At 58.5% G+C, this 15,039-nt stretch carries 3 protein-coding genes; all 3 read left to right on the forward strand.

What is annotated here, in order from left to right:
• Positions 1-288 precede the first annotated feature (288 nt).
• Genes KCG45_RS09945 through KCG45_RS09955 form a run of 3 tightly spaced genes read left to right on the forward strand, consistent with a single transcriptional unit; the run spans position 289 to position 15,025 of the window.
• Positions 289-12,855: a DUF5801 repeats-in-toxin domain-containing protein gene (locus tag KCG45_RS09945; RefSeq protein ID WP_218317089.1), complete on the forward strand. Its 12,567-nt coding sequence runs from the start codon at positions 289-291 to the stop codon at positions 12,853-12,855.
• Between the two features lie 30 nt (positions 12,856-12,885).
• Complete coding sequence (locus tag KCG45_RS09950; RefSeq protein ID WP_218317090.1) at positions 12,886-13,608, forward strand: OmpA family protein; 723 nt, start codon at positions 12,886-12,888, stop codon at positions 13,606-13,608.
• Between the two features lie 16 nt (positions 13,609-13,624).
• Positions 13,625-15,025 (forward strand): TolC family protein, encoded by a 1,401-nt coding sequence (locus tag KCG45_RS09955; RefSeq protein ID WP_218317091.1) that lies wholly within the window; start codon positions 13,625-13,627, stop codon positions 15,023-15,025.
• The last annotated feature ends 14 nt before the right edge of the window (positions 15,026-15,039 follow it).

Below are 15,039 nucleotides of genomic sequence, written 5' to 3' on the forward strand. Positions count from 1 at the left end.
TTAACCAATTAATCTCTTTCTGGCAGTGCATTTTAGTAAGTTAAATTATATATTACATAGACTTAATTATAGTTCATCGGTTTGGTAAACGAGCTTGAAACCACTGCCAAAAGCTGGTCAAATTGAATCAATGTTGCGGGGGGTTGTGCTTTTTCAGCGCTGAACCGCGCGAAAACAATAAATCGGGGCTGCGAGTACAGAGTTGCCAAGCGCAATTTGTTGCGTGAGGTTAGCTGCGCTTGCGCCCTAAAAAGTCGGCGAAATCCGACGAGCAAGGACGGCAAAGCGATGAAACTCGAAAACGACGCCAATCAGGACCGCACGGAAGATTTCGTAACCGATTCCGTAAGCGAGCCGAGCGAGATTGTTTTGCCGGCCCAGGACAACATCATCACTTTGCCGCCTGGCGCGTCGCTTGAAGATCTGTCGGTCGAGGGACGTGACCTCGTCATCACATTGGCCGACGGTTCGCGGATCGTCATTCCTGACGGGGCCGTGTTTGTGCCCCAGATCGTTGTCGAAGGCGTCGCCGTACCGCCTCAGACTGTCGCTCAACTTCTCACCGGCAACGAGCCTGAGCCTGCCGCCGGTGCCACCCAAAGTTCGGGTGGCAACTTCGCTGGCGACGAGGGTGAGATCCAGCCTGCATTCGATATCGGCGATCTACTGCCGTTCACCGAATTGGAATTCCCGGAAGATCCGGAAGAAGAAATTCTGCCTTTCGGTGACGATCAGCCGGAAGTCGTAATCGAAACCATCGACAATCCGATTGGCGTTCCGAACGCTGTCGCCACCGTCGGAGAAGACGGTTTGCCTGCTCGCGGCGACGAGCCGGAAGGTACCCAGGCCGAAACCGACAATGAAAGCACGAGCGGCACCATTGTCGTCGATGCGCTCGACGGCATTTCCGCAATTCTCATCAATGGCATCGAGCTGACCGGTCCGGGCCAGGTGATCACCACGCCCCTGGGCGAGCTGACCATCACGGGCCTCGATCTGGTTTCGGGCGAAGTGACGTTCACGTACACGCTCTCCGACAACACGACCGATGCGGTGTCGGACGTCTTCCAGGTTACTGCGATCGACACCAACGACGATGCGGGCGAAGCGACCCTCACCATTAACATTACCGATGATGGTCCCATCGCCGCCGATGATTTTAATATAGTACCGGCGGGCACTCACGATCCGATCACCGGCGATGTGCTGGTCAACGACGTATCAGGCGCTGACGGTTACGCTGAAAACGGCCCGGTTCAGGGATTCAGCAACGCGAATGGCACAGCCGAACCCGGCGAAACCCTGCAGGGTGAATACGGCACGCTGACGCTGAATGCGGATGGCAGCTACACCTATGTTCGCGACTTTAACACGCCGGGCGGGGTCGAAGATTCCTTCGAATATACGATCGTCGATCAGGACGGCAGCACCTCGACAGCAACGCTTCTGATCGAGATCGGCGATGCGCCAGGCGTCATCACCAGTGTTCCACGCACCGGCGCGGGAACTGTGGTTGAGGAAGGCGCGCTTGCGCCGCGCGGGGAAGAACCCGTCGGATCGGGCGAAATCGCCGACGGCATCGCGGACAACAACAGCGATCCCAACGAAAACACGGCCGGAGTAATCGAGTTCTCATCGCCAGACGGACTTGGCTCCGTCACGCTGAATGGCGTCGAAATCACTCCGGGCACTCTGCCCCAGACTGTGATCGACGACGGCACAGGCACTCTTGTGGTGACCGACCTGACTTACGAACCCGTGACCGGCCTCGGCACGATCACGTACGACTATACTCTCGCCGATAACACGGACGGCGACGACACCTCGGTTGAGATCGATATCGTCGTCACGGATCTGGATGGCGACGAGGCGGAAGACACTCTCGTAATCAGTATCATTGATGACGAACCGGAAGCTGTGGATGACACGGAGGATCAGGTTGGCGAAGACAGCCCGATCACCGTCAGCGTTCTCGATAACGATGTTGTTGGCGCGGATGATGTCCAGAATGGCGACGTCGCCTTCGTCGACGGAACCCTCAGCGGCACAGGCACGCTCGTCAACAATGGTGACGGCACCTTCACCTACACGCCTGGGCCGGGCGAAGAGGGTGAGGTCACCTTCGATTATACGATCACCGATGGGGATGGAGACACTTCGACCGCGACAGTGACCTTGGAACTTGAGCCGGATTCCGTCCCGGAAATCGCTGCCGAAGGGGATAACCGCGCGGACGAAGCCGGTCTCGCAGCCCGCGGTGACGAGCCGGCAGGTTCAGACGCAGCGAGCGACAGCGAATTCACCTCCGGCCTGATCCTGATCGACACCGGAAACGACACTATCGGATCGCTTGAAATAAACGGCGTGGATGTGACCAATGGCGGTACGGTAACGACCCCGAAGGGCGTGCTTACTGTCACGCTGACTGGAACCGAGTATTCCTATACCTACGAACTCACCGACAACACGCTGACCGACCCGGACAGCGATACTTTTACCGTAACCGTAACCGACAGCGACGGCGATACGGCCGACACCTCGATCGTGATTGCGATCGTGGATGATACGCCGACTGCGCGGGATGACGCAGGTTCGGTCGCCGCGGGCGAGTTCGACCCGATCGGCGGCAACGTTCTTACCAACGATACCCAGGGTGCTGACGGCGCTGTCGTCACATCGTATTCGGGTGCTGGCGGTTCCGGTGCGACCGGCGAGACTGTGCAAGGCCAGTACGGCGTTCTCACAATCGCTGCTGACGGTACCTTCAGCTATACCCGTGACTCAGGCACTCCGGGCGGTGTCAGCGACACCTTCAACTACGTCATAACCGATGGCGACGGCGACACGGCCAATGCCGATCTGGTCATTGCGATCGCAGACGGCGAAACCACGCTTGACCTGCCAGTGGCAGGTGAGGGCGGTACATCCGTCGACGAAGCAGGTCTTGACGGACCTCCCGCAGGCTCGGCTGCTGCCACGGAAAGCGAAACGACCGAGGGCACTTTCACCTTCTCTGCAGAAGACGGCCCGGCAACGGTCTTGATCGATGGCACAGAGGTGAGTTCGGTTGGACAAACCTTCACCGGATCGTTCGGCACGCTTGAAATCATAGCGATCAACGCCGGTTCGATCACTTACAGCTATACGCTGGAAACCAACACATCAGGCGACAACACTTCGGACAGTTTCGTTGTGCGGGTCGAGGACCAGGACGACGATTTCAGCGAGGACACGCTCGAAATCGCGATTGTCGATGATGTTCCCACCGCGATTGCGGACATGGACAGCGTGACCGAGGATGGCCCGCTGATCGCCGATGGCAATGTGCTGACCGGCAGCGGCGGCACCGATGGCAACACCAGCGACGGTGTGACTGACGTCGAGGGTGCTGATGGCGCCACTGTCACGGGTGTCGCCGCAGGCACCTCGACCACGGACGTGACCGGACAGGTCGGTATCAGCGTAACCGGCACGTACGGCTCGCTGACGATCGGTGCAGATGGCGTTTACAGCTACGTTTTGAATAACCAGAATGCTGATGTGCAGGGCCTCGATGAAACCGAGAGCCTCACCGAAACTTTCACCTATACCATCACCGATGGAGACGGCGATCTCTCGACCACTACTCTGACGATCAGGATCAATGGCGCGGATGATCCTGTCGTCATCAATGGTCTCGACGGGCAAGGTTCGGAAGAGACGCTTTTCGAAAGCGATTTGCCGGACGGCACTGAATCCGATCCCAATGCTCTGGTTCAGACGGGCACCTTCGAAATCACAAGTCAGGATGGCCTTTCGACTTTGACCGTCGGCGGCAAAACTGTGTTCGATGCAGCTGGCACCACCGTTTTTCCCGTGGAGATCGATGATCCGGTTTATGGCGAGCTCGTCATCACAGGTGTCTCGACGACCACGGACGCGGCTGGCGATGTCGTCAGCGCGACAGTTAGCTATACCTATACCCTGCAAGACAACTCGCTGCTGCACACCAACGGTAACGATGGCTCGTTCACGGACAGCTTTGCGGTCGTTGCGACGGATACCGATAGTTCCACGGCGACCGATAATCTGGACATCACCATTGTCGACGACGCGCCGATTGCGACCGACAACTCCAACACGGTCGACGAAGGCGCCACGATCGGCGGAAACCTGCTTTCCGATAATGATGGCGATGGCGTCGATGAAGCCGGTGCGGATGGCTTTGGCGCTGCCGGTGCGGTGATCCAGATCACCAGCGTCAACGACACAATCACGCAAACAACCGTCAATTCCGACGGCGACCTGGTTATAACCACGGATCTCGGGATACTGACGGTGGATGCGCAAACCGGCGCATACACATATGAATCGATTGCCGATCGCACGAATGTCGATGTGGCAGATGTCTTTACCTACACGATTGTCGATGCGGACGGTGACAGGGCCGAGGCCACTCTCACGATCGATGTCGTGAATGCTCCGGGCGAGGTTTCCGACAACGATATCAACGTGAATGAAGCCGGACTTCTGGAGGGCAGCGATCCGCTTTCCGGCAGCGAAATCGACCCGGATGGGCAGATTTCGGTTATCGGTGCCACGGGCACACTGGTGTTTTCCCTCGATGACCCGAATACGGTTCCTGGGCCAGGCGCAAACGAGGTTCAGATCACGGGCCAGTACGGTATCCTGATCCTCAACACCGAAACTGGTGCTTACAGGTACACGCTCGGCGAAGCGTTCACGGATGCGGTCGATGAAAACGGCCCGAATGTCGTGAATGCTGCCGAAAGCTTCAGCTACGAAGTGCGCGATACCAATGGCGCTCTGATCGGCGACGGTTCGATTGACGTGAACATCACCGACGATGTCCCGACAGCTACCGATCAGGCTGGCATCAATGTCGCAGAGGACGCTGCGACCGCGATCAGCGGCAATGTTCTGACCGACGGCGTCGATGACACCCTGGGCGCCGACGGTGCGACCGTTACTGCTATCACCATCGACGGAAACGAAACGCTCGTCCCGCAGACGCCTGGATCCGTAGCGACGGTGAACACGGCGAATGGCACCTACACAATTGACCAGCTCGGCAACTGGACCTTCGATCCCAATCCAAATCTCGATCAGTCTCTTGGTCCGATCGACGCTTCGTTCAGCTACACGCTGACTGATGGCGACGGGGATTTCGACACCGCCGATCAGCCGATCTTCATTACGGACGGCGCCGATCCTTCGGCTGGGCCAGACATTTCATTGACAGTCGACGATCAGAACCTTCCGGACGGGTCGACGCCTGGTTCCGTCACCAGCAGCGACACAATCGTCTTCACGGAAGGCTCCGACGATATTGTTTCGATCGCCTTCGGCGGGATCACAGGTCTTGACGGCGATCTCGATTGGGTGCGGGTCAGCGACACGCAAATCACGGGGTCGGACAGCGGTAGACTGGTGGTCACGTTGGATCTTTCGGTCATTGACACAACGGCAACCGTCACGGCCACGCTGAACGACAATTACGACGATCATCCGACGATCGACGTCGATGACCTTGCGAATCTCGGCTCTGTCGATGTCATCGCGACTGACACGGATGGTAGCACGGCTGACGCAACGGTCGATCTGGCAATCTCGGACGATCTGCCGACCATTACCGCCAGCGCACCCGCGGCAGGTGCGTTGACGGTCGATGAGACCGTTCTCGGAACAGATGCGACCGCTCAGTTCGCCGGTCTCTTCACATCGGATGCGAATGCCGATGGCCCTGGATCCGTCGGCGGCTACACGTTGGGCGTGAATGCGGGCTCGACCGGTCTGGTCGACACCGCAACAAACCAAGCGGTTGTTCTCTCGGTAAACAATGGCGTCGTCGAAGGACGTACCGATGGCACAGGTGCGCTTGTCTTCACCGTTTCTGTAAACGCCGCGACCGGCGCAGTGACGCTCGATCAGCAACGCGCCGTCAAACATGGCGACACGAATCAGGACAACGAGCCGACCGGCCTCGCCGCGGCAAACCTGATCACACTTAGCGCGACGATCACAGACAGCGATGGCGACACGGCAACTGCAACAGCCAACATTGCGGGCGGTATCACCTTCCTCGACGATGGTCCTGCGCTCAGCAATGTAGCGCTGGGCAGCTCCGTGACCGTGGATGAAACCGATGGCCTGACCACGAGCGCTACTTCAACAGCTTCGATCCTTAACTTCACGGCCGATTTTGGTGAAGATGGCCCTAACGGGACTGAGTTTTCGCTTTCGGTTATTGATGCGGCTAGCGGTCTTGCAACGGCGGTCGGGGATTATCCGATCACGCTTGTTGCGACCAGCGCGACCCTCATCACCGGCGTCTTCGACGATGGCAACGGTGATCAGCCAGCCTTTACGGTCTCGATCGACGGGGATGGCAAGATCACTCTCACGCAGATTGTCGCACTCGAGCATCTCATCGATGGCGACGATTCCAATGGTGAACACAACGATCCGCTCAATCTCGACGGCAAGATCTCGGCCACCGTCACAATCAAGGACGGTGACGGCGATACCGACAGCGCGACTGTCGCAATCGGAGGAGCGCTCACGTTCCTCGATGATGGCCCATCGGTAAGTCTGTCGGGTATCAACGACAGCCTTTCGGTAAGCGATGCGGATTTTGGCGCGGATGCCGACACGAACTTCGCCGACAACTTCATCTTCAATGCAGGTGAAGATGGCGAGGCCGGCACGAGCTTCGCGCTCGAAACGACCAATGGAAGCGATTCGGGACTGATCGACACGCTGTCCGGCAACAGCGTGTTCCTCTTCCTCGAAGCGGGTGTCGTGGTCGGCCGCGAAGGCACCGATGCGACCGCAGCTGCGTCGGGCGCCGAGGTGTTCACCGTAACGGTCGACAGTACGGGCAAGGTTGTGCTCGACCAGAGCCGTGCCATTGATCACGACCTCAGCACCGGCAGCAACGGGGTCAGCGTTTCGCTGGCATCGGACGGTCTTGTCAAACTGATCGGCACTGTAACGGACAACGATGGCGATACCGCGAGCACTACGCTCGATATCGGTTCGAACCTGACTTTCACGGACGACGTCCCAGCCACAGGTCCAAACAATTTCGTGCGTCTTGACGACGATGCGCTTGGCGGAAATCCGGGCGGACTGAACGACAATGTTGATGCTCAGTTCACCACGGGCACGCTCAATCACGATTTCGGCAATGACGGTGGGACGATTGCGTTCTCGACCGCCGGTTCGCCAAACGGGTTCCGCTACATCGCATCGGGCGACGACATCATCGTCGAGCAGGAGCAGGGCGCTAATAACTTTGTGAAGGTTCTGACGGTCACGCTCGATCCGAACAATGGTGACTACACCGTGACGCAGAATGCCAATATCTGGCATTTCCCGGGCGATACCGAAAACAACCTCCTGTTCCCGATCGCTTACACAGTGACCGATGGTGACACGGATATTGCGACCGGATCGCTCGTCATCAACGTCGATGACGATACTCCGGTGGCGACCGACGATGGCATCCTCGCAAGCGCCGACGACAATGCGAGCGGAGCGAATATCGGTAATGTCACCGACATAACCGGTAATGACAGCTACGGCGCGGACGGTGTCGGCACACCAGCGATCACCATCGCGACCGGAAGCCTCGGCGGAACCGTCACGATCGATGGTGGCGGCAACCTGCTCTACACTTCGGCAACGAACATCACTGCGCCCTTTGCAGACGCTGTGGAAAGCTTCACCTACACCATCACCGATGGCGACGGTGACACAACCACTGCCATCTTCCAGGTCCGCATTACGGATGAAGGCCCGTCGATCAACGCCGATGCAGCGACATTTGTCGTCGACGAAGAAGGCCTGGGCGGGATCGCTGGTAATGGCGACAGCACTGGCGACGTCGCCGGGGAAGCGACCGTGCAGACAGGCAATCTTGCAGGGATCGATTTTGGTGCCGATGGCCCAGGTTCAATCACTCTGACGGCGGGCGCCGACACTGGACTGACTACCCTCGCTGGGAATCCGGTCGAGACTGTCTGGGATGCGACCACTCTGACGCTGACCGGCCAGGATTCCTTGACCGGTGCGGATGTCTTCACTCTCGTGATCACGGACGTCAACACTGGCGCCTACACCTTCACCCTGCTTGCTCCGGTCGATCACCCTGATGGCGCCAGCGAGGACGACCAGTCGCTCTCAGTCGGCGTGGTCGTAAGCGACGCCGAAGGTGATACGGCCAATGGCACGATCAGCATCACGATCGACGATGACAGCCCTGTTGCCGCGATCAGCGCCGCAGGCCTGAGCGTCTCCCATGACGAAACCCCCGGCCTCGATGGCGACGCGCAGGACGTAAGCGGTCCGATTGCGGCCTTCGCTGGCGTAACGAACACCGGAAATGATCCGGATGTGCCCGGCGACGTCATCGGCTACGCCCAAGACATCAACGGATTGGCCTTCACCGGCACCAATTTTGGAGCAGACGGCCCCGGTAATGCAGAGTTTGCACTCGACGTGTCGAGCGCAGGCGTAGACTCAGGTCTGAACACCACTGATGGCACCGACATCGTCCTTTACAAGGAGGGCGACGTGGTTGTTGGCCGCGTGGGTAATCAGTCCGGCGAGGCAGCTTTCGCTGTCGCCGTGAACAGTGCCACTGGCACGGTCAGCCTGGTGCAATACCTATCCGTCCAGCACCCGGTCGGTGGCACGTCCAGCCCGGACGAATCTGTCTCGATCGCAAGCGGTGCGCTGATCGCATCGGTCACCGCAACGGATGCTGATGGCGACAGCTCGACTGCCTCGACGGCAATCGGAAGTCTGATCTCGTTCCAGGACGACGCCCCGTCATTCACGGCGCCGATCGATGACGAAATGGTCGCGAACGACGCTGACGCAGCGACGCTTGTGGGGTCGCTGAACGTCGATTTCGGAGCGGATGGACCCGGGACAGTGCAGTCTATCTCGGCTGACGTGACAGGGCTCACGGTTGGCGGCCAGCCGCTCGTGACTTCGCAAAACGGCAATGTGCTGACTGCTTTCGTCGACAATGACGGCAGCGGAACGCTGAACGCCGGTGATACAGAGGTCTTCACGATCACAGTGGATCCTGAAGCGGGAACGTCTGGCGAATACGAATTCGATCTCATCGTGCCTCTCGACGGTGAAGTGACCGTCGTGGACATCGAAAACGATGGCGCATTCGGGACCGGTCCGACGGAAAGTGTGATCGTTTCACAAGATAGCACCGGCAGCGATCTCGTTTTCGTTACCGGCTGGCAACCCGTCGGCAATGGAGGGTTTTTTACTCCCGCCGAACTAGCAGCGTGGAAAGCTGGCGGCATTCCTGACGTCGATCAGCTTCCAGACGTAAATGGATCGACTGCGGGCTTCGGCATTGGAAGCAACAATTTCGATGACGGCCAGTTCATGCGCTTCGATCTCGGCGCGCTGGACGATTACGATGGCCCCGGTGATTACAATCCGATCGGCGGTACGAACCTGCTGAACGCGACCTTCATCACCTTCTCGATGAAGAATTTCGGCCAGGGCGACAATATCGAATATGTCGCACACTTTACGGATGGCACGACCCAGTCGATCACCAAGATCGCTGTTGGCAACAATTCCACCGAAACGGTCACGATCAACGCACCTCCGGGCGAATTCGTCGCCTTCGTCGATGTCTACAGTGTCGAAGGAACTGTTAAGCTTAATATCGCTGAAATCGGGGTGACGGAAACCAATGTCGATTTCGATCTCCCGGTTTCGATCACTCTCGCCGATGGCGATGGCGATACCGTAGCCGACGACTTCGTAATCAACGTGGTTGATGACGCCCCTGATGCGCAGGACGATCTCACTGCCACGACAGTCGTCGACCAGGACATCAACGCCGCGTTCGTTCTTGATTTCAGCGGCTCGCTCAATTCGGACGAGCTCAACCTCCAGCTCGAAGCGGTCAAAGATGCAGCGTTCCAGCTGTTTGAAAACACGACCGGGGATGTCACGGTTAGCCTGATTACATTCTCGGGCGATCAGTTCGGAGTGGCGGATGCGATTGCACAAGGCAATTTCACCGATTTCGCCAGCCTCGCCGCGGTGCTTGACGGCCTCAACAACCAGTTGGGCGGTGACCGTGTGCAAGACGCTTTCACCAACTTCAGCGCTGGTATCGACCTGACGATCGACGAATTCGGAGCGGTCATAGCGGCCAATCCGGATGCGAATAACCAGGTCTTTTTCCTGAGCGACGGCAACCCCAATCGCGATACAGGCACCAACAACGCCCTGAGCGACAGCGTCGCGGCTGAATGGCAAGCTTTCGTGAATGACAACGATGTCAATGTGACGTCTGTTGGCGTGGGCGGCGGCATCAGCACCGGTCCTCTCCAGGATGTCGATGTCGATGGCGAAGGTGCACCGGTCCTCGCGGCCAACTTCACCGATCTCGTCGACACGCTGATCGAGGTAGTTGTTCCGGAAATCTCGGGCAACGTTCTGTCGAACGATGCGCCGGCAGCCAACGGCATCGAAGTGATCTCGATTACAGTGAACAATGTCGTTTACGCATTTGACGGCGTGGACACGATTACGCTGAGTTCCGGCGGGTCGGTTTCCGGTACAAGCTTTACTGCAACAACGGCGTTCGGCGGTGAGCTGACATTCGATTTCTCGGATGGAAGCTACACTTACCTGCCGCCTCAAATGTCTGTCGCCGAAATCGAGAATTTCCAGTATTTCGTGGCCGACAATGACGGCGATACCGACAGCGCGGTTCTGCGCATCGATATCGAAGCCGTGTCCGAGAATAACAATCTGACGCGCAATGATACCGTCATTACGAATGATGGTTCGCCGATCTCGATCGACCAGGCGTGGCTGCAGGCCAACGATGATCCCTCGACCACAATTACAGGGATCGGCAGCTTCAACGGCGCAGCCAATGTCGCATTGTCTGGTGGAGATGTGATCTTTACCGACGATGCCACCGCTGGCGGCAGCTTCGTTTACACGTCCAATGCCGACAATGCGTTTGTTACGGTAAACCGTGAGCAAGCTGGCCAAAACCAGCTGGATGGCACAAGTGAGGCCGATATTCTTGTCGGTCGCTCCGGAAACGACACGCTGGTCGGCGGCGACGGCGGCGATATCCTGGTCGGCAATGGCGGATCGGACCAGTTCTTCCTTCGCGACGGCGATTCACTCGCCGTGGTCGGTGGGTCTGGCGACGCGGGCACGGTTTCGGGCTTTGACGTTATCGTCGACTTCGATGTCGCGAATGATCGACTGAATTTCGATGGATTGACTGTCCAGGCGATCCAGACTTCGGGTATCGACGGGAATGACTCGACGCTGACGATCAATGGCGCGACGATCAAATCGCACTCGGTCGTCAACGGCATCATCCGCTTCGATGACTCCGACACTTTCAGCAGCGCGCTGAGCTTGTCGGGCGAAGGCAATATCGCTGCGGTCGTCGACTATCTGCAGAACAACGATATCGGCAACGACAACTCAGTCGTCGCGTTCACCGCTGGTAGCGACACCTATGTCTATTATCAGGATAACGCGGGACCGACGCCGAGCCAGGACTCGCTCGTCCTGTTGCAAGGCGTGACCATCACGAACTTCAACACGCTGGTCAGCGGAACCACCATTGACCCGGTCGTTCTGGACCTCGACGGTGACGGAGCAGAATTCCTCGGCCTCGACGCAGGCGTTACCTATGACTTCGACGGTGACGGTGTTGCCGAGGCCACCAGCTGGGTCGGTGCGGATGATGCAATCCTCGCCTTCGATGCCGATGGAGACGGTCAGGTCACCGACGCTTCCGAGTTTGTTTTCGGCGGGAACGGCGTGACCGATCTCGAGGCTGTCGCTGAGCGCTTCGACACCAACCAGGACGGCGTGCTGGATGCTTCCGATGCTGCCTTTGCAGAATTCGGCATTTGGCAGGATGCCGACAGCGACGGCGTGGCTGATGAAGGCGAGTTCACCTCGCTTCTCGATGCCGGCATCACGTCGATCGGACTCATTTCCGACGGCAAGGAAGGCAACGCATTCGACGGTGATGTCTTCATCAACGGAAAGTCGGTCTTCACCCGTGCCAGCGGACAAGAGGGTGAAGTTGCGGACGCCACGTTTGTTGCCGAGCGTCAGTCCCGGACGCAGGAACATGCTCTTGCAGCCGCTGCAGCTTCGGCGGTTCTGGTGACGACGGAATATTCGGTCGCTCATGAACCGATCGAAGCTGTCGAACTGAGTTCGTTCGAAGGACTGGAAATTGCCGACGCCGAAGGGCTCGTCACAGCACCTGCGCAAGACGCTTCGGTGGATGCAGGTGACTTGTTCACCGATCCGGAGGCTTCAGACGGTGCAGCGCCAAGCGACGATGCGATCCGCAGCGCCGAGGACGGGTCTGACGCAGTGTCCAACGAACTTGCCAAGTTCGACAATGAAGCGGACCTTCAGCGTGCAGAACCGAATGCCGGATCGAACGATCACTCGGCCTTCAACTTCGCGGAAACGGGCGATTCGAGCGGGACTGTTCAGATCGATCAAGCCATGGAAGCGCTCTTGGCCATGGAAGCCAGCGGTGAAGGCACGGCCGATGGCTCCGGCGAAGCGCTTGGCGACAACGCGGAGGCCGTATTTGCCGACATGGCTGTCGAGGCCGAGTTCGAAAATCTGATCGACACATTAACCGAAGATTCGGATGCCGTGGGTTACCTTGCAGCCCATACCGGTGCCCTGAACGATGGGTTGCTCGATCAACTGGTTGAAAGCTCAATCAGTTCTGCCAAACCGATGGCGATGCCGGATTCGCATGCGGACGAAGCCGCTGCCAATGCCGTACCAGCCTGATAAGAATACCAACCCTCGGGGGGACTTTAAATGCGAATGAACAACACCGTGATAGGCGCACTGGCCATGATTGGCGCCTCGGTTCCTGCCTCGCTATCTGCGCAGGAATTGAGTGCCGATCTGGCGAGCAATGACACTGATGAATTGCGGGGCGCGGTTCAGATGCGTTATGACGCCGCATTGGCCGCGACCAACAATGTCGATGTCGTCGCCGCCAACGATCCGCGTTATCTTTGGGCTTCCGAGGCGAAAGCTCAGTGCGCGATTGCGCTTGGCTTCTTGAAATCCGATACGCGTGACGAACCGAGCATCGCTAAATGCGATTACGCTTACGGCCTGATGACGCAAATTCCGCGCCGTCCTGTCGCGCCACCGCCGGCTCCACCACCTCCGCCGCCAGCCCCAGAGGTGTGCGCGGATCAGCAACCGGGCATCGTGTTTTTCCCGTTCGATTCTGCCGAACCTGCGGAAGGCGCAAGCCAGACGATCCAGTTCCTCGCGGGTAATGCCGCGACATGCGGATGGGATTCATTCCGCGTCGTCGGCCATGCCGACCGAGCAGGAAGCAATTCCTATAACGAAACTCTTTCGCTACGGCGTGCGGAGGCGATCGCGGATTTGATGGTCGATCTCGGTATCGAACGCAGCGCAATGTCAATTAGCGCCGAGGGTGAAACCAACCCTCGGGTCCCGACTGCAGATGGTATTCGTAGCCCGGAAAATCGCCGGGTCGAGATCACTGTTTCGCAGTGAGGTGGGGGAAATGAAAATGAAAAAGCTCTTAGTTCCAGCCGTAATGGCAGCCATGCTCGCCAGCGCCGCACCTGTTGCTTACGCCCAGGAAACGCAGGACGTTATCTCCATGCAGGCGGCGATCGATGCCGCCATGCGGGCGAACCCTGAGATCCTTCAGGCGCAGTTTAACAAAGAAGCGATCCAATTCGAGCGCAAGCAGGCTCAAGGTCTATTCGGTCCGCGCATCGACGTCGAAGCTTCGGCTGGCGTTCGCAGGCTGGAAAACACCACGCGGCGCAATCTCGGGATTGCCGATGATGAGCTCTTCCCACTCGAAGCAGCGATCACTGGTGAATGGACCGCAATCGATTTCGGTCGGCGTCGCGGTGAACTGCTTCGTCAGGCCGCCCGCGTCGATGGCGCATCGCTGCGCGTTCTTGAACGTTCGGAATTCATCGCACTCCAGGTGTCGAGGCAATACCTCGATGTCCTTCTGCAGGAGCGCATTCAGGCATCGGCGAGCGATAACCGTCGCTTTCACGAATTGCTTGTTGGCGACCTTACCCAGGGGGTCGAGCAGGGCTCGATCAGTATCGCGGACCAGCAGCAGGCCGAAGAGCGCTTGCAAGCTGCGATCGTTCGCGAAGAGGAAGCGAACCGTGACGTCGTCGATGCACAAATCCGACTTCGCGCGCTGACCGGTTTGGACCTCTATTCGGCGACGATGCCGCCTGAACTTTCGGCACAGGTTCCAACGGCTCTCGATCAGGCGATCGGCCAAGCCAGGATCCGCAATCCGCTGGTGCGTGAAGCGCAGGCGGACGTTGATGCTGCCAATGCTCTCGTGAAATCGGCTGAGGGCGACCTCTACCCGACGATCGGCGTCGAGGTTCGCGGCCGGATTGGCGACGATATCGACGGCTTCGCCGGCGAAACGAACGACGTGCAAGGGCGTGTCGTGTTCCGCTGGAATGTCTTCGACAGCGGTATCCGTCATGCCCGCGTGCAGGAAACGGTCCGTCAGTCATCGATCGCTCGCTATGCGCTTCACCAGCGTCAGCGTGAGGCGGAAGAAGACGTGCGTTCTGCGTGGAACGCTCTGGAAACGCAGGGCCGCGTGCTGACCGCTCTTGAGCGTCAGTCCACCGTATCGGACGACTTGCTGCTTTCCTATCGCAGCCAGTTCAACATCGGACGGCGTTCGTTGCTGGATGTTCTCGATGCGCAGAACACGCGTTTCAACACGCAGGTCCGTCTCGAAACAGCGCGTTTCTCGGAAACCTTTGCGCGTTATCAAATCTTGGCCGCGACGAACAACTTCCTTGATGCGCTTGGCGTTTCCGCAGGCACGGGTGCCGGAGAGGAAGAGCGCGCGCGGTTCGATTACGGGCCACCTGTCGAGGCGGAGCTGCAGCGGCGCGTATACCCCAAGTAAGGGAATATCGCGTA

It is taken from the genome of Erythrobacter ani (assembly GCF_019204025.1).
Lineage (GTDB): Bacteria > Pseudomonadota > Alphaproteobacteria > Sphingomonadales > Sphingomonadaceae > Erythrobacter > Erythrobacter ani.

Coding starts and splice junctions, on each gene's coding strand:
- KCG45_RS09945 (WP_218317089.1), top strand. CDS start 289: ATGAAACTCGAAAACGACGCCAATCAGGACCGCACGGAAGATTTCGTA.
- KCG45_RS09955 (WP_218317091.1), top strand. CDS start 13,625: ATGAAAAAGCTCTTAGTTCCAGCCGTAATGGCAGCCATGCTCGCCAGC.
- KCG45_RS09950 (WP_218317090.1), top strand. CDS start 12,886: ATGCGAATGAACAACACCGTGATAGGCGCACTGGCCATGATTGGCGCC.